The sequence below is a fragment of the Micromonospora sp. MW-13 genome (genome assembly GCF_003434305.1).
GTDB lineage: Bacteria > Actinomycetota > Actinomycetes > Mycobacteriales > Micromonosporaceae > Micromonospora.
Genome location: NZ_QKKX01000030.1, coordinates 23,225 through 39,889, shown reverse-complemented (window position 1 = coordinate 39,889; position 16,665 = coordinate 23,225). Strand labels below are relative to the sequence as shown.

Sequence of the window (16,665 nt, the reverse complement as noted above, 5' to 3'; positions counted from 1 at the left end):
GCGGCCCCGCCGGCGCGGGGCTCAGGCGTACCGGGCGGCCCGGGTGGACCAGTCGTAGGTGGCCCGCACCCAGTTGCTCCGGGCGGCCAGGAACGGACCCACCGTCGGGTCGTCGGCGAGCAGCGCCGCCTCCCGCTCGGCGTACACCGCGAGGGTGCGGTTGAACCGGTCGGCGGCGGCCCGCAGCGCCGCCGGCTCGTCCTGGCCGGTCTCGGCCGCGATGGCGCTGACCAGGTTGTGCGCGTCCGGACCCGACTGGTTCTCCTTGTCGTACGAGAAGAGGTCGTTGCACCAGCAGACCAGGTCCGCGGCGAGGGTCTCGACGTCGACCAGCGCCGGCTCGACCCGGCGCGCCGCCGCGGGCGGGGCGTCGTACGCCAGGTCGGTCAGGGTGAACGCGGGGTGTACGGCGCCGGTGTGCCGGCGGAGCTGGACGTACTCCGCCACCCCGGGGACGCGCCGGTGTTCCCGGTTCGCCGCCTCCCAGAGCAGGGCCAGCAGGTAGTCGCGCACCTGGCCGACGAAGCGCAGCAGCAGGGCCGGGGAGCCCTGGGCGCGGGTCCGCCGGCACAGGTCGTCCAGGGCGTCGCCGAGCGGCCCGCGGCCCGGTTTCCCCGGCGCGCCGTGCCGGTCCAGCACCTCGAGCAGGTCGGCGACGGCCGGGGCCAGCCGGGTCGGGGCGGCGCCGAGGCCGTCCTCGTCGCACGCGTCGTCGACCACGAACAGCCAGGTGACCAGGTCGGTGAGCAGGCGCAGCCGTTCGTCGGCGGCGTCCGGGCAGGTGCGCCCGGCCAGCTCGGCGGCGGCTGCCCCCCGTAGCCGGATCAGCCGGTCTCCGTTGGTGATCAGGCCGAGTTCCTGCGCCCAGGCGAGGCTCGCCTCGGCGGCCAGGTCGGTCTCGGCGTGCCGGCGTGGGGGGAACGGCGGTTCGTCCAGGGCCGAGACCGCGAAGCTCCGCATGTCGCCCCCTCCGGATGTGGCCGCCCCGGGCGGGGCGACGGCCGGACGAGGGTACGTCAGGGCCGATCGACATTCATAATTTGGCCACGACCGGTTCACGCCCGTGTGTGACCGGGGGATCACGATCCGTCAGATGCCCAGGTTGGCGGACCTCAGTCGCGCGGACAGCTCCGCCGGCCCGTCCACCTGAACCCGGGCCACCCGCTGCCGGCCGGTCAGGAACAGCACCAGTTCGCCCGGCGCGCCGACCAGCCGGGCCCGCGGCCCGCCTCGCCCCGCCGACAGCTCGCCGTGCCCGGGCGCCTGCACCAGCAGGTCGGCCGGGAAGCGGCGCAGCGCCAGCCGGCCCAGCACCGCGGCCCGGCGCCACAGCACGGCGTGCAGCCCGGCCGGCAGGTTCCTCGGCTGCCACCCGGGCCGGGCCCGCCGGACGTCCTCGTGGTGGATGTAGAACTCCATGGTGTTGACCAGTTCGTCGGTGAGCGGGTTGCTCACCGGGCTCCACACCGGCGGGCGGCGGACCTGGCCGACCAGCTCGGGGAACGGCCGGGCCGCGATCCGGGCCCGCACCCCCTCGGCGTACCCGCGCAGGGGCGGCAGCACGATCCCGCCGGCGGCGTCCGGCCGGCGCTCCCGGGCGATCAGGTGGGCGGCGAGGTCCCGGACCGACCAGCCCTCGTTGATCGTCGGCGCGTCCGGACCCAGGCTCAGCATGAGGTCGGCGAGCGCGTCGCGCTCCGACCGGGCGTACCGCGTCATCGCCCGATCGTAGGCCGGTCCGGTGTGGTCGGCGCGGCGGCGCCGTCAGGGGGCGCGACGTGACCACCGACATACCCGTTCCGGGACGGCGCGGGTGGACCGGACCGGTAAGGATGAGGGGGGAGAATTGCGGCTTACGGCGGGGGAGAGCGTGACCAGCAGGACAAGTCGGGACGTGCTCGGCCGGGGGTTGTCCGTGCTCGGCCGGGCGATCCGGGAACAGCCCCGGATCTTCGCGGTCGCGGTGGCCGGCAGCGTGCTGTTCGGCGGGCTGGTCATCGCCAGCGCGTACGTCGTCGGCGCGGTGGTCGGCGACGTGGTGGTGCCGGCGGTCGAGCGCGGGTCGGTGGGCGTGGCGGCCGTCGCCCTCGCCGCCGGGGCCCTGTTCGGCATCAGCGTGCTGCGGGTGGTCGGCATCTTCGGCCGCCGGATCGGCGCCGGCTACATGCAGTTCCGGCTCCAGGCCGCGTACCGTCGCCGGGTCACCCGCCGCTACCTGGACCTGCCGCTGTCCTGGCACCAGCGCAACGCCACCGGCACCCTGCTGTCCAACGCCAACTCCGACGTCGAGGCGGCCTGGTACCCGATCGCCCCGCTGCCGTTCGCGGTCGGCACGCTGGTGATGCTGGTCGGCGCGGTGGTCTCGCTGTTCGTCACCGACTGGGCGCTGGCCCTGGTCGGGCTGGCCGTGTTCCCGGCGCTGTTCGCCCTCAACGTGGTCTACTCCCGCCGGATGGCCCCTCGCCAGGCCCGCGCCCAGCGGCTGCGCGCGGAGGTCAGCGGGATCGCCCACGAGAGCTTCGACGGCGCCCTGGTGGTCAAGACGATGGGCCGCGAGGCCCAGGAGACCGCCCGGTTCTCCGCCCGGGCCGGCGAGCTGCGCGACGCGCTGGTCGCCGTCGGCCGGCTGCGCGGCGTGTTCGACCCGATGCTGGAGACCCTGCCCAGTCTCGGCACCCTCGCCGTGCTGGTGGTCGGCGCGTTCCGGCTCCGGCAGGGCGCCATCACGGTCACCGAGCTGGTCAGCGTGGCCTTCCTGTTCACCGTCCTGGCGTTCCCGGTGCGGGCCATCGGCTGGGTCCTGGCGGAGCTGCCGCGCAGCGTCGCCGGCTGGGACCGGGTGCGCCGGGTGCTCGACGCCACCGGCGAGATGCCGTACGGGGACGTCGCGCTCGACCCGGCCGACCCCACCCCGGCCACCCTGGACTTCGCCGATGTCGGCTTCGCGTACGAGCCGGCCGAGGCACACCTGCCCGGCGCCGAGGTGCTCGGCGAGGTCTCCTTCACCGTCCCGGCCGGCGCAACGGTGGCCCTGGTCGGGCCGACCGGGGCCGGGAAGTCGACCGTCGCCGCGCTGGCGGTGCGGCTGGTCGACCCGGACGCCGGCACGGTCCGCCTCGACGGGGTGGACGTCCGCCAGCTCACCGCCGGATCGCTGGCCGGCGCCGTCGCGCTGGTGGCGCAGGTGCCGTTCGTCTTCGACGACACGGTCCGGGCCAACATCACCCTGGACCGGCCCGGCATCACCGACGAGCAGGCCTGGGCGGCGCTGCGGCTGGCCGAGGCGGACGGCTTCGTCGCCGCGCTGCCCGACGGGCTGGACACGATGGTCGGCGAGCGGGGCACCTCGCTCTCCGGCGGACAGCGGCAGCGGCTCACCCTGGCCCGGGCGCTGGCCGGGCGGCCCCGGCTGCTGGTCCTCGACGACGCCACCAGCGCGGTGGACCCCAGGGTGGAGGCGGCGATCCTGGCCGGGCTGCGCGCCCCGACGGCCGGGGGGCCGGCCGCCTCGATCCTGGTGGTGGCGTACCGGCGGGCCACCATCGCGCTGGCCGACGAGGTGATCTACCTGGAGCACGGCCGGGTGCTGGCCCGGGGCACCCACACCGAGCTGCTCGCCTCCGTTGCCGGCTACGCCGACCTGGTCACCGCCTACGAGCAGGCCGAGACCGACCCCCAACAGCAGCGCACGCCCGACGAGGTCACGCCGTTGGCCACGGGCCTGGAGATCGAGGTGGACCGGTGAGCGCGAGGAGTGAGCTTGCGAGCCCCGCAGTCGGGAACGGGGGCGGCACGGTGAGCGCGAGGAGTGAGCTTGCGAGCCCCGCAGTCGCGAACGGGGGCGGCACGGTGAGCGCGAGGAGTGAGCTTGCGAGCCCCGCAGTCGCGAACGAGGGGCGGGACCGGTGAGCGCGAGGAGTGAGCTTGCGAGCCCCGCAGTCGCGAACGAGGGGGACCGGTGAGCGTGGCGGAGGCCGAGCGGCCGGCGGAGGAACCGGCCGAGAGCACCTGGCGGACCCTGCGGCGGGGGCTGGCCCTCTCCCCGGAGCTGCGCACCGGCCTGGCCGGCACGGTCGCCCTGGCGTTGGTCTACATGGTCGGCCGGGTGGCCGTGCCGGTGGCCGTGCAGCAGGGCATCGACAAGGGCATCGTCGGCGGGCTCGACCTGGACGTGGTGTGGACGGTGGTGGCCGCCACCGTCGCCGTGCTGGTGGTGACCACCACCTGCGGGTACCTGATGATGCGGCGGCTGTTCACGGTCAGCGAGACCGCCCTGGCCAACGTGCGTACCCGGGCGTTCCGGCACGTGCACGACCTGTCGATGCTGCACCAGCAGTCCGAGCGGCGCGGCTCCCTGGTCTCCCGGGTGACCAGCGACGTCGACCAGATCACCCAGTTCCTCCAGTGGGGCGGAGTGATCCTGATCGTCAACCTCGGTCAGCTCGTGGTGACCACGGCGGTGATGCTGGCGTACTCGTGGCAGCTCACCCTGGTGGTGCTCGCCGCGTTCGCGCCGGCGGTGCTGGTGATCCGGCTGTTGCAGCGCCGCCTCGCCGGGGCGTACGGGGTGGTCCGGCAGCGGACGGGGGCCCTGCTCGGCACGATCGCCGAGAGCGTGGTCGGGGCGCCGGTGATCCGGGCGTACGGGATCGCGGGACGGACCGCCCGCCGGCTGGACACGGCGATCGAGGGGCAGCGGCAGGCCCAGCAGCGGGCGATCCGGATCAGCATCCTGGGCAGCTCGGTGGGGGAGTTGGCGGCCGGGCTGGCGCTGGCCGGTGTCGTCGTCCTCGGGGTCGCCCTCGGGGTGGACGGCACCCTGTCGGTCGGCCAGCTCACGGCGTTCCTGTTCCTGGTGACGCTGTTCATCCAGCCGGTGCAGATCGCCACCGAGGTGCTCAACGAGGCGCAGAACGCGATCGCCGGCTGGCGGCGGGTGCTCGACGTGCTGGACGCCGTCCCGGACGTGGCCGACCCGGGCGAGCAGGGGCGGGAGCTGCCGTCGGGTCCGCTGGACATCCGCTTCGCCGGGGTGAACTTCGCCTATCCGGGCGGGCCGCCGGTGCTGCACGACGTCAGCCTGGAGATCCCGGCGAAGAGCCGGGTGGCCGTGGTGGGGGAGACGGGCAGCGGCAAGACCACCTTCGCCAAGCTGCTCACCCGGCTGATGGACCCGAGCGGCGGCGAGGTGTTGCTGTCCGGGGTGCCGCTGCCGCGGGTCCGGTTCGCCTCGTTGCGCGCGCGGGTGGTGATGGTCCCGCAGGACGGCTTCCTCTTCGACGCCACCGTCGGGGAGAACGTCCGGTTCGCCCGGCCGGAGCTGACCGACGCCGAGTTGACGACCGCCTTCACCGAGCTGGGGCTGGCGGACTGGCTGGACGGGCTGCCGGCCGGGCTGGACACCCCGGTCGGCGAGCGCGGCGAGGCGTTGAGCGTGGGGGAGCGGCAGCTGGTCGCGCTGGCGCGGGCGTACGTCGCCGACCCGGACCTGCTGGTGCTGGACGAGGCGACCAGCGCGGTCGACCCGGCCACCGAGGTCCGCCTCCAGCGCACCCTGGACGCGGTGACCCGGGGCCGGACGACCCTCGCGATCGCGCACCGGCTCTCCACCGCCCAGGCCGCGGACGAGGTGATCGTGGTGGACCGGGGCCGGATCGTGCAGCGTGGCCCGCACGACGAGCTGGTCCGCGAGCCGGACTCGGTCTACGGGCTGCTCTACGCCTCGTGGCTGGAGCAGACCGGCTGAGCAGGCCGGCTGAGCAGGCCGGGTGGGCGGGCCGGGTGGGCGGGCCGGGTGGGCCGGCCGGAATCGGCTGGCCGGTGGACGTGGGGGCGCGGGTGGTCTACCGTGCTGCTTAGGTAAGCCTAACCTTCGGAGGTGGGTCATGCGCCCCAGCCCCGCCCTGCGGCCCAGTCCCGCCGAGATCGTCCGGACCCTGGTCGCCGGCCGGCTGCCCGGCCTGGCCTACCTCGCCCAGCGGCCCGGCCCGTTCCACGTCCGGCACGTCACCGATGCCGAGGGCCGGGTGCTGCTGCTCGTACCGGTGCACAGCGACCTCGCGGCGGCCCTGCCGCCCGGCGGCGACGTCGCCCTGGCGCTCGACGTGCTGGACCTGCCGCCAGCGGCCGGCGCCCCGTCGTTGGGCCGGGCCTGGGTCTCCGGCTGGGCGGTCGCGCTGCACGGCGACGAGGGCCGCCGCGCCGCGCTGGACTTCGCCGAGGCGGACCCGACGGGCGACCTGCTCGACGTGGGCACCCGGTTCCGGTTGCACCGCTTCGAGGTGGCCGAGGCCCGCCTGGAGCGCCCCGACGGGCTGCTCCGGATCGATCCGCTGGCGTACGCGGAGGCCGAGCCGGACCCGCTGCACCCGGTGGAGGCGGACCTGCTGGCCGAGCTCACCGTGCACCACGGCCGGGCGATGACGGCCTACGTCCGGCGGCAGCTCGGCCTGGCCGACGCGGCCCGGGTCGACCCGCCCCGGGTGGTGCGGGTCGACCGGTACGGCCTGGTGGTCTCCTTCGGTTCCGCCGGCGCCCGGCGGCGGGCCCGGCTGGCCTTCCCGCGCCCGGTGGCCGACCACGGCGAGCTGGCCCGGTTGCTGCACCCGGTGTTCTGCCGGCAACCCGAGTCGACCCGGCTGACCGGCCCGGCCTGACCCGACCCCGCACGCGCCCCCGCAACCGTCGCACCTGCGGGCGCGTCCGCCGGGCCCGTCGGCGTCCCCGCGCAGGGGATGGGCAGGGAGGCCGGTTCCGCGCGGCCCTACGAGAGGTGGCCGCGCAGGTACCGCTGGACCGTGGGAGCGATCGCGGCGACCAGGATCTCCGCCGGTGCGGAGGCGACCGGCTCCAGCCGGATCACGTGCCGCATCATCGCCAGCCCGATCATCTGGGTGGCCACCAGCGACCCGCGCAGCGGCCGTTCGGCCGGGTCGACGTCGAGGTGGTCCAGGACGCGGCGCAGCACCTGGGTGACCAGGAACTCGCGCAACAGCCGGGCGGTCCACTCGTTGCTCACCCCGGACCGCAGCAGGGCCACGGCGGCGGCGCCCGCCGGGGAGTCCCAGATCCCCAGGAACGTGCGGACCAGCCGTTCGCCGATGCCGTCGGCGTCCCCGCCGAGCATCCCGGGGAGCAGTTCGCCGGGGTCGAGCGGGGCGTTCATCGCGGCCAGGAAGAGCCGGTCCTTGCTGCCGAAGTAGTGGTGCACCAGCGCCGGGTCCACCCCCGCCGCCCCGGCGATCGACCGGATCGAGGTCGCGTCGAAGCCCCGCTCCGCGAACCCGGCCCGGGCCGCGTCGAGGATCGCCTCCCGGGTGTCCGGGTTCCCGGGTCGCCGGCCGGTCCGTCGCACCATCGCCGCCCCTCGCTCGTCCGCCGTCGTGCCGTCCGCGCCCGGCGGCTCAGCCGCTGCGCCGGCGCAGGGTGGCCGCGGCGAGCACCAGCGCCAGCACCACCGCGCCGGCCACCACCCCGAGGTCCCGCCACATGGTGCCGGTGGGGTCGGCGTGCGCGCCGACCTCTTGCAACGCCTCGACCGCGTACGACAGCGGGAGGGCGTAGCTGACCGCCTGGAGCCAGCCGGCCATCTCGTCGCGGGCGACGAAGAGCCCGCAGAGCAGTAGCTGGGGGATCACCACGACCGGCATGAACTGTACGGCCTGGAACTCGGTGCGGGCGAACGCGCTGCAGAACAGCCCGAGGGCCACCCCGAGCACCGCGTTGACCACCGCGATTCCGATCACCAGGGCGCTGCTGCCGGCGGTGCTCAGCCCGAAGACCCAGTACGCCACGGCCGCGGCGATCGCGGCCTGCCCGGCGGCGGCGACGCCGAACGCGATCCCGTAGCCGAACAGCAGGTCGAGCCGGCCGAGCGGGGTGGTGAGCAGCCGCTCCAGGGTGCCGGAGGTGCGCTCGCGCAGCATCGCGATGCTGGTCACCAGGAACATGATCACGAATGGGAAGACGCCGAGCAGCACCAGCGCCACCCGGTCGAACATGCTCGGCCGGCCGGGCGGGGTGGGCTGGTCGGCGTACATGAAGTTGACGAGGGTGAGCAGCAGCGCCGGCACCACCACGAGCAGGGCCACGGTGCGCCGGTCGTGCCGGAGCTGGCGCAGGATGCGCCCCGTGGTGGCGGCCAGGATGCGCGGGCTCACGACCGGCCCCCGGCCGCGTCGCCCGGCCGCGTGGCGCCCCGGGGCGGGTCGGCCGAGCCTCCCGTGCCGCCGACGGTGCCGCCGGCCCGGATCAGGCGCAGGAACGCCTCGTCGAGGTCGTCGACCCCGGCGGCGGCGCGGACCGCGTCGGGGGTGTCGTCGGCGATCAGCCGGCCCTCGCGGATCAGCAGCAGCCGGTCGCAGCGGGCCGCCTCGTCCATCACGTGGCTGGACACCAGCAGGGTCGTCCCGGTCGCGGCGAGGGCGTGGAACCGGGCCCACAGGTCGGCGCGCAGCACCGGGTCCTGCCCGACGGTCGGCTCGTCGAGGACGATCAGCTCCGGCTCGCCGACCAGCGCGCAGGCCAGCGACGCCCGGCTGCGCTGGCCGCCGGAGAGGGTGCCGACGAGCTGTCCGGCCGCCTCCGCCAACCCGACGTCGGCCACCGCCCGGTCCGCCTCGGCCCGGCCCCGGCCCTGTAGGACGGCGAAGTACCGGGCGTTCTCCCGGACGGTGAGGTCGGCGTACACGCTGGGCGCCTGGGTCAGGTAGCCGACCCGGCTGCGCAGCGACGCCGCGCCGGCCGGGCGGCCGAGCACGGTCACCGAGCCGGAGCGGACGGTCTGCACGCCGACGACGGCCCGCATCAGGGTGGTCTTGCCACTGCCGCTGGGCCCGAGCAGCCCGGTCACCGAGCCCCGCGGCACGGCGCAGCTCACGCCGTGCAGCACCCGCCGCCGGCCGCGCTCCACGACCAGGTCGTGGACCGCGATCGCGTGGTCCATCGTCACCTCCGGATCTCATCGCCCTATGAAATCAACGCTAGATGAATTCTTCCCGGGTCACAACGGGGTTGACTTCGAGCGCGCTCGCTACGCGGAACTGGCCCGGCAGGGCGACCGGACGCGGGGTGCCCGCCGGGCGTTGTTCGAGGCGCACCGGGCCCGGGTACTGAGGCAGATCGGCGAACTGGAGGAGGACCTCGAGGTGCTCAACTACAAGATCGACATGTACCAGCGGACGGAGGGCTGCGGATGAGGCGTCGACGGGTGGGGGCGCACGGGCCGGAGGTCTCGGCGATCGGTCTCGGCTGCATGGGGATGAGCTTCGCGTACGGCGGCGCGGACGACGCCGAGTCGACCCGGACCCTGCACCGGGCCCTGGACCTCGGGGTGAACCACCTCGACACCGCCGACATCTACGGCCAGGGCGCCAACGAGCGGCTGCTCGCCCCGGTGCTCCGGCAGCGCCGCGACGAGGTCTTCCTGGCCACCAAGTTCGGCAACCGCACCAGCGGCGGCTCCGTCGGCGGCACCGGGACCCCCGGGGCGTACGTCGACAGCAGCGCCGCCTGGGCCCGCCAGGCCTGCGACGCGTCGCTGAGCCGGCTCGGGGTGGCCGCCATCGACCTGTACTACCTGCACCGGCGCAACCCGGACACCCCGATCGAGGAGACCGTCGGGGCGCTGGCCGACCTGGTGGCGGCCGGCAAGGTCCGGCTGATCGGGCTGTCCGAGGTGAACCCGGCGACCCTGCGGGCGGCGCACGCCGTGCACCCGGTGGCCGCCGTGCAGATGGAGTACTCGCTGTTCACCCGGGACGTCGAGGGCGAGATGCTGGCCACCTGCCGGGAACTGGGGGTGGCGCTGGTGGCGTACTCGCCGGTGGGCCGGGGCCTGCTCACCGGGGCGATCACCCGCCGCGACCAGCTCGCCGACGGTGACTGGCGGGCCGGGGCGCCCCGGTTCGCCGAGGGCAACCTCGACGCCAACCTGAGGCTGGTCGACGAGGTCCGGGCGGTCGCCGCCGAGGCCGGCTGCACCCCGGCCCAGGCCGCGCTGGCCTGGCTGCTGGCCCAGGGCGAGGACATCCTGCCCATTCCCGGCACCAAGCGGGTCCGCTACCTGGAGGAGAACGCCGCCGCGGCCGACCTGCGGCTCGGCGCCGAGCAACTGGCCCGGCTGAGTGAGGCGGTCCCGCCGGGCGCCGCCGCCGGCGAAAGGTACCCTGAGGCAGGAATGAGAACCGTCGGGCACTAGCCTTCGGACCGGGCACTAGCCTTCGGACCGGACAGCCGGTCCGGCATCGGGCATTGCGCCCTGATCGGGCGTACGGCACGATGGCGCGGTGGGTCACGCTGCGTCACCTGAAGGCGGGTTCCTCGACGACTGGGCCGCCCGGCTGCGGCAGGCGGCCGAGCGACCCGTCGTCGGCATCCTGCTGCGCGGCAGCCACGCCCGGCGGGCCGCCACGGCACACAGCGACGTCGACCTCGACGTGCTCGTCACCGACGGTGCGCCGCCCCGGACGGCCGCCCCGCCGATCAACGCCCCGTACGCGGCCCGCCGGGCCTACCTGGCCGAATCCGGCGGTCGGCTGACCCACGTCTCGGTGGCGGTCCGGGACGTCCGCTCCTGGCTGGCCCGGCTGGCCCAGCCGGCCGACTGGGCGTTCGGGCTGCCGGTCACCGCGCCCGCCCGGCTGGTGTGGGCCGACGAGCACTGGCGCGACCGGATCGACCTGACGGTGCTCTGCCAGCCCGCCGACGAGCCGCGGTTGGAGGAGCTGATCGCCACTCTCGGTAAGGTCGCCGGGGCCCGGGCCCGGGAGGACCACCTCGGCGTCCGGCTCGCCGCCGCCGACCTGGCCCGGCTCTGCCCGTCCGTGCTCCGGCTGGCCAACCCGTCGGTGCGGGTGGTGTCCCGGCGGGCCGCGTTCACCGCCGCCCTCGACCTGCCGGTCGCCCCGCCCGGGTACCGCGACGACATGCTGCTCTGCCTCGGCGTGCGCCCCGGCTCCACCGGAGCCCTCTGGGCCGCCGCCGGGCGGCTGGTCACCGGCACCGTCCCGCTGGTCCGCCCGTACGCCGACGAGATCGCCGCGGTGGCCGGCGCGGACCTGGCCGACGCCCTCTTCGACGGGCGGCTGGACCGCTACCTCGTCCAGCTCACCGGCGTCGCGACGGCCGCACCACGGCCGCGGCGGGAGCCGTCGCCGGTGCCCGCTCCGCGTGCGGGACAATGGGTCACTGTGCCCGTACCTGACGCGCCGACGACCGGCGCCAACGCCCCTGCGAACCCGTCGGCGGCCGGTGGGCCGGCCCGCCCGTCCCGGCTCGACCCGGCCGTCGCCGCCCGGCTGCGCCGCAACCCCGACGGCCTGGTCGCCGCCGTGGTCCGCCAGCACGACACGGGCGAGGTGCTGATGGTCGCCTGGATGGACGACGAGGCGCTGCACCGCACCCTCACCACCGGCCGGGCCACCTACTGGTCGCGCAGCCGCCAGGAGTACTGGGTCAAGGGCGCCACCTCCGGCCACCACCAGCACGTCCGCTCCGTCGCCCTCGACTGTGACGGCGACGCGCTGCTGGTCAGCGTCGAGCAGGTGGGTCCGGCCTGCCACACCGGCGAGCGGACCTGCTTCTTCACCGAGCTGCCGGTCACCTCCGCACCTGGAGACCCCTCATGACCGACGGCTCCGTCAGCCCGGACCAGGCATCCTTCACCGACCTGGCGGCCCGCTGGCGGGTCGTCCCGGTCGTCCGCCGGCTGCTCGCCGACGCGGAGACCCCGGTCGGGGTGTACCGGAAGCTGGCCGGCGGGCCGGGCACGTTCCTGCTGGAGTCCGCCGAGCAGGGCGCCGGCCCCGCCGGTTCGGCCTGGTCGCGGTACTCGTTCATCGGGGTGCGCAGCGGCGCGACGCTCACCGAGCGGGACGGGGCCGCCCACTGGACCGGCCAGCCGCCCACCGGACTGCCCACCGGGGGCGACCCGGTCCGGGTGCTGCGCGAGACGGTCGACGCCCTCGCCGGCCCGGCCTGGGACCCGGCCAGCGGCATGCCGCCGCTCACCGGCGGCATGGTCGGCTACCTGGGATACGACCTGATCCGCCGCATCGAGCGGCTGCCCGAGCTGACCGAGGACGACCTCGGCGTGCCCGAGCTGGGCATGATGCTGGCCACCGACCTGGTGGTCCTCGACCACTACGACGGCTCGGCGATCCTGATCGCCAACGCGGTGCTCCCGCCGCCGGACGAGCCGGACCGCGACGCCCTGGTCGCCGCCGCGTACCACCACGCGGTGGGGCGGCTGGACGCGATGACCACCGCGCTGTCCCGGCCCATCCCGCCGATGATCTCCACGGTCGACCGGCCGGCGGTCGGCGACGTGACCAGCCGCACCGAGGAGGGTGGTTACCCGAAGGCCGTCGAGGCGGCCAAGGAGGCGATCCGGGCCGGCGAGTGCTTCCAGATCGTGCTCGCCCAGCGCTTCGAGCGGCCGACCCACGCCGACCCGCTGGACATCTACCGGGTGCTGCGCACCACCAACCCCAGCCCCTACATGTACCTGCTGCGCTTCGACGGCTTCGACATCGTCGGCTCGTCGCCGGAGGCGCACCTGAAGGTGAGCACCGGCCCGGACGGGCAGCGCCGGGCCCTGCTGCACCCGATCGCCGGCACCCGTCCGCGCGGCGGCACCCCGGAGGCGGACGCCCGGCTCGCCGCCGAGCTGCTCGCCGACCCGAAGGAGCGCTCCGAGCACGTGATGCTGGTCGACCTGGGCCGCAACGACCTGGGCCGGGTCTGCCGGCCGGGCACCGTCGAGGTGCCCGAGTTCGCCACCATCGAGCGGTACAGCCACGTCATGCACATCGTCTCGACCGTGGTCGGCACCCTGCGGGAGGACCGGTCGGCCTTCGACGCGCTCGCGGCGACCTTCCCGGCCGGCACCCTGTCCGGGGCGCCGAAGGTCCGGGCCATGGAGATCATCGAGGAGCTGGAGCCGGTCCGGCGCGGCCCGTACGGCGGCACCGTCGGGTACTTCGGCTTCGGCGGCGACCTGGACATGGCGATCGCCATCCGCACCGCGCTGATCCGCGACGGCCGGGCGTACGTGCAGGCCGGCGCCGGAGTGGTGGCCGACTCCGACCCGGCCGCCGAGGACCAGGAGACCCGGAACAAGGCCGCCGCCGTGCTGGCCGCCATCGCCGCTGCCGAGACCCTCCGGCCGGCCCGGTGACCGGCCCGGCGATCGACCCGACCACCGCGGGGCCCGGCGGGGACACCCCCGGCGCGCCGGCCGCGCGGCGCCGGCGCGAGATGACGTACGCGGTGCTGCTCTGCCTGGCCGGGGCGGGCCTGGCGCTGTGGGCGTCGACCCGCACCTGGTCGGTCGAGCTGACCGTCCGGCCCACGCCGCTGCCCCCGGTGCGCGAGGCACGCACCGGGGCGGGGCTGCTGCCCTGGCTGTCGGCGCTGGCCGTGGTCGGGCTGGCTGGCGGCGGCGCGGTGCTGGCCACCCGGGGTGCGTTGCGCCGGCTCGTCGGCGCGCTGCTGCTGGCGCTCGGCGCGGCCGTGGCGGCCGGCGGCGGATACGGGCTGGTCGCCGCGTTCGACGGCGAGGTCAGCCGGCAGTGGCCGGCGCTCTGCCTGGTCGGCGGGCTGCTCGCCGGCGCCGGTGGGGCGCTCACCGCGCTGCGCGGCGCGGGCTGGCCGGCGATGGGGGCCCGCTACGAGCGGCCGGCCCGGCGGGTCGGCGCCGAGCCGGGGCGCGCGGCGGCCGGCCCGGTCACCGGGCGGCGCACCACCGAGGCGTGGGACGCGCTGGATCGCGGCGAGGACCCGACGGCCGGCTGACGGGCGGTCAGCCGACCGGCTGGCGGTCGCGGACGGTGGCCCGGGCGGCGGCCAGCTCGGCCACCAGGCGGTCCAGCTCGGCGCGCTGGTCGGCGCGGGCCCGGTCGGCGCAGACCGCCTCCCAGGCGTTGCCGCGCGCGGTGCGGACCCGGCCGTCCCCCACCACGGCGCGCTCCAGGGTGTGCACCACCCCGACAGCGAGCGACGCGACGGTACGGGAGATGGTGGTCAGTCCGAGGGCCGGGTTGGGCTCGGTGTTGCTCATGGTCACCCCGCACGAGGATCGTTCCGACGGTTTCGGGCCGCGCGTCGCCGCGCCGTCCGGCGGCCCGGGCAGGCGCGTCATCGAGTCTGCCCGAGAAAGACGATGCCCGGCCCACGTTTCGCCCCGGTCACCGGCACGTCAACTGTCCTGCGGGGCCGGCGACCTGGAAAGGGCCGTTCCGCCTTGACCTTCGTCACAGCACTGACCGAGATGCGCGGCGCGTGGGCGCGGCCCGACAATGGTCGAATGAGAATGGGTACCCGTCGATGGGCCGACCGGCGAACGTGCCGGCCGCGGGGTCACCGCGATCGATGGGGACGGTCGCGCTGCGTGATGTGGCGTTCACCGGAAGTCGGGCATTATGCCGCAGCCCATCTCGTGAGGAGCGCCATACCCCCGGCACCCGGTCCCAGGTGGCGCCCCCTAGCATCGGCCCATGACACCCGGAGAGGGGAGTCCGTTGGTGACTGCTGACCATGCGCACGCGGAGGGGGACGGGGCCGGTCCGGCGGCGTCCGGAAGCGTGCTCGACGAGATCCTGGCCGGTGTCCGCGAGGACGTCGCCCGGCGGCAGGAGCAGGTTCCGCTGGAGCGGATCCGCGAGCTGGCCGCCGCCGCGCCCCCGCCGCTGGACGCGTACGCGGCCCTGCGCCGGCCCGGCGTGGCCGTGATCGCCGAGGTGAAGCGCTCGTCGCCGTCCAGGGGACAGTTGGCCGAGATCGCCGACCCGGCCGAGCTGGCCGCCGAGTACGCGGCCGGTGGCGCCCGGGCGATCAGCGTGCTCACCGAGGGGCGCTGGTTCGGCGGGTCGCTGGACGACCTGGCCGCCGTCCGGGCCGCGGTGAAGGTCCCCGTGCTGCGCAAGGACTTCGTGGTCTCCAGCTACCAGGTGCACGAGGCCCGCGCGCACGGCGCCGACCTGGTCCTGCTGATCGTCGCCGCGCTGGAGCAGAACGCCCTGGTCGGGCTGCTGGAGCGGATCGAGTCCCTCGGGATGACCGCGCTGGTCGAGGTGCACACCGAGGAGGAGGCCGACCGGGCCCTGGAGGCCGGCGCCCAGGTGATCGGGGTCAACGCCCGTGACCTGCGTACGCTGGAGGTCGACCGCTCGGTGTTCGAACGGATCGCCCCCGGCCTGCCCAGCAGCGTCGTCAAGATCGCCGAGTCCGGCGTGCGCGGGCCGCACGACCTGATCCGGTACGCCTCGGCCGGCGCCGACGCCGTGCTGGTCGGCGAGGGCCTGGTCACCCAGAACAGCCCCCGCGAGGCGGTGGCCGGACTGGTCAACGCCGGCAACCACCCGGCCACGCCCCGCCCGGTGCGCTGACCCGCGCCGGGGGCGAGAAGCAGCAGCGAGAGGACACCGCGATGAGCGCCAACGCCCCGGCCCCGGCCGGCCAGGTCCCCGACGCCGCCGGTCACTTCGGCCGGTTCGGCGGCCGGTTCGTCCCGGAGGCGCTCGTCGCGGCGCTCGACGAGCTCGACGCGGCGTACCGCAAGGCGATGGGCGACGAGTCGTTCCGTGCCGAGTTCGACGCGCTGCTGCGCGGCTACGCCGGCACCCCCTCGCTGCTCTACCCGGCGAAGCGGTTCTCCGCGAAGATCGGCGCCCGGGTGCTGCTCAAGCGGGAGGACCTCAACCACACCGGGGCGCACAAGGTGCGCAACGTCCTCGGCCAGGCGCTGCTGACCAAGCGGATGGGCAAGCGGCGGGTGATCGCCGAGACCGGCGCCGGCCAGCACGGCGTGGCCACCGCGACCGCCGCCGCCCTGTTCGACCTCGACTGCGTGGTCTACATGGGCGAGGTGGACACGCGGCGGCAGGCGCTCAACGTGGCCCGGATGCGGATGCTCGGCGCCACCGTCGTCCCGGTCACCACCGGTTCGCGCACCCTCAAGGACGCGATGAACGAGGCGATGCGGGACTGGGTCGCCAACGTCGACGACACCCACTACCTGATCGGCACCGCCGCCGGCCCGCACCCGTTCCCCGAGATGGTCCGGGACTTCGTCCGGGGCATCGGCGAGGAGGCCCGCCAGCAGTGCCTCGACCTGACCGGCGCGCTGCCGGACGCGGTCGCGGCCTGCGTCGGCGGGGGCTCCAACGCGCTGGGCATCTTCCACGCCTTCGTCGGCGACCCCGGCGTGCGGCTGTACGGCTTCGAGGCCGGCGGCGAGGGCATGGAGAGCGGGCGGCACGCGGCCAGCATCACCGGCGGCTCCTCCGGTGTGCTGCACGGCGCCCGCACGTACGTGCTCCAGAACGCCGACGGGCAGACCATCGAGTCGCACTCGATCTCGGCCGGCCTGGACTACCCGGGCGTCGGCCCGGAGCACGCGTGGCTGCACGACAGCGGCCGGGCGACGTACACGCCGGTGACCGACCGCGAGGCGATGGCCGCGTTCGAGCTGCTCTGCCGCACCGAGGGGATCATCCCGGCGATCGAGAGCGCGCACGCGCTCGCCGGCGCGCTGAAGATCGCCCCGGGGCTCGCCGCCGAGCTGGGCCGGGAGCCGGTCGTCGTGGTCAACCTCTCCGGCCGGGGCGACAAGGACGTGCACACCGCCGGCGAGTACTTCGGCATCCTCGACAAGGAGCAGTGAGA

Annotated in this window: 16 protein-coding genes and 1 pseudogene; 11 read left to right on the top strand and 6 right to left on the bottom strand. The window is 75.5% G+C overall.

The genetic code is table 11. The features are described 5' to 3' along the window. Positions 1-21: 21 nt before the first annotated feature. Positions 22-960: a terpene synthase gene (locus C5N14_RS15795; protein ID WP_117668848.1), complete on the bottom strand. Its 939-nt coding sequence runs from the start codon at positions 958-960 to the stop codon at positions 22-24. A 129-nt stretch (positions 961-1,089) separates the two neighbouring features. After that, positions 1,090-1,719, bottom strand: coding sequence for a TIGR03085 family metal-binding protein (locus C5N14_RS15790; RefSeq protein WP_117668847.1), 630 nt, complete (start codon positions 1,717-1,719; stop codon positions 1,090-1,092). Between the two features lie 151 nt (positions 1,720-1,870). On the opposite strand from C5N14_RS15790, the gene C5N14_RS15785 reads away from it, so the two are divergent. The 3 genes from C5N14_RS15785 to C5N14_RS15775 all read left to right on the top strand — a co-directional run bounded on the left by C5N14_RS15785 (position 1,871) and on the right by C5N14_RS15775 (position 6,656). Then, entirely contained in the window at positions 1,871-3,745 is a 1,875-nt protein-coding gene (locus C5N14_RS15785; RefSeq protein WP_207892757.1) for an ABC transporter ATP-binding protein, read from the top strand. A gap of 213 nt (positions 3,746-3,958) precedes the next feature. Beyond that, positions 3,959-5,746, top strand: coding sequence for an ABC transporter ATP-binding protein (locus tag C5N14_RS15780; protein ID WP_371685850.1), 1,788 nt, complete (start codon positions 3,959-3,961; stop codon positions 5,744-5,746). Between the two features lie 157 nt (positions 5,747-5,903). Then, positions 5,904-6,656, top strand: coding sequence for a DUF2470 domain-containing protein (locus tag C5N14_RS15775; protein WP_117668981.1), 753 nt, complete (start codon positions 5,904-5,906; stop codon positions 6,654-6,656). Between the two features lie 107 nt (positions 6,657-6,763). On the opposite strand, the gene C5N14_RS15770 is transcribed toward C5N14_RS15775, so the two are convergent. Genes C5N14_RS15770 through C5N14_RS15760 form a run of 3 tightly spaced genes read right to left on the bottom strand, consistent with a single transcriptional unit; the run spans position 6,764 to position 8,944 of the window. Continuing rightward, the gene (locus tag C5N14_RS15770) at positions 6,764-7,357 is read right to left on the bottom strand and encodes a TetR family transcriptional regulator (protein WP_117668846.1); all 594 of its coding nucleotides are present in this window, start codon (positions 7,355-7,357) and stop codon (positions 6,764-6,766) included. Positions 7,358-7,403: 46 nt separating this feature from the next. Further along, positions 7,404-8,159, bottom strand: coding sequence for an ABC transporter permease (locus C5N14_RS15765; RefSeq protein WP_117668845.1), 756 nt, complete (start codon positions 8,157-8,159; stop codon positions 7,404-7,406). Next, entirely contained in the window at positions 8,156-8,944 is a 789-nt protein-coding gene (locus tag C5N14_RS15760) for an ABC transporter ATP-binding protein (RefSeq protein WP_165878130.1), read from the bottom strand. Before C5N14_RS15760 ends, C5N14_RS15765 begins: the two co-directional genes overlap by 4 nt. A gap of 25 nt (positions 8,945-8,969) precedes the next feature. Here C5N14_RS15760 and C5N14_RS15755 point away from each other — a divergent pair, with 25 nt between their 5' ends. From C5N14_RS15755 to C5N14_RS15735, 6 genes and pseudogenes are all read left to right on the top strand, one after another. After that, positions 8,970-9,197: a hypothetical protein gene (locus tag C5N14_RS15755; protein WP_243639651.1), complete on the top strand. Its 228-nt coding sequence runs from the start codon at positions 8,970-8,972 to the stop codon at positions 9,195-9,197. Next, complete coding sequence (locus tag C5N14_RS15750) at positions 9,194-10,198, top strand: aldo/keto reductase (protein ID WP_117668844.1); 1,005 nt, start codon at positions 9,194-9,196, stop codon at positions 10,196-10,198. The genes C5N14_RS15755 and C5N14_RS15750 overlap by 4 nt, the downstream gene beginning before the upstream one ends. Before the next feature lie 88 nt (positions 10,199-10,286). Then, positions 10,287-11,009 (top strand): annotated as a pseudogene (locus tag C5N14_RS34200) (phosphoribosyl-AMP cyclohydrolase); the annotation flags it as partial. A gap of 180 nt (positions 11,010-11,189) precedes the next feature. Beyond that, entirely contained in the window at positions 11,190-11,627 is a 438-nt protein-coding gene (gene hisI, locus C5N14_RS33175; protein WP_117668980.1) for a phosphoribosyl-AMP cyclohydrolase, read from the top strand. Further along, positions 11,624-13,177, top strand: coding sequence for an anthranilate synthase component I (locus C5N14_RS15740; protein WP_117668843.1), 1,554 nt, complete (start codon positions 11,624-11,626; stop codon positions 13,175-13,177). Before hisI ends, C5N14_RS15740 begins: the two co-directional genes overlap by 4 nt. Positions 13,178-13,257: 80 nt before the next feature. Further along, complete coding sequence (locus C5N14_RS15735; protein WP_117668979.1) at positions 13,258-13,794, top strand: Trp biosynthesis-associated membrane protein; 537 nt, start codon at positions 13,258-13,260, stop codon at positions 13,792-13,794. A gap of 7 nt (positions 13,795-13,801) precedes the next feature. Here the strand turns inward: C5N14_RS15735 and C5N14_RS15730 are convergent, their stop codons facing one another. Further along, positions 13,802-14,059, bottom strand: coding sequence for a hypothetical protein (locus tag C5N14_RS15730; protein ID WP_117668978.1), 258 nt, complete (start codon positions 14,057-14,059; stop codon positions 13,802-13,804). Between the two features lie 523 nt (positions 14,060-14,582). On the opposite strand from C5N14_RS15730, the gene trpC reads away from it, so the two are divergent. Together trpC and trpB are read left to right on the top strand one after the other, a co-directional pair. Continuing rightward, positions 14,583-15,386, top strand: coding sequence for an indole-3-glycerol phosphate synthase TrpC (gene trpC, locus C5N14_RS15725; RefSeq protein WP_207892762.1), 804 nt, complete (start codon positions 14,583-14,585; stop codon positions 15,384-15,386). 41 nt (positions 15,387-15,427) lie between these two features. Further along, complete coding sequence (trpB, locus tag C5N14_RS15720) at positions 15,428-16,663, top strand: tryptophan synthase subunit beta (protein ID WP_117668841.1); 1,236 nt, start codon at positions 15,428-15,430, stop codon at positions 16,661-16,663. Positions 16,664-16,665: the final 2 nt, after the last annotated feature.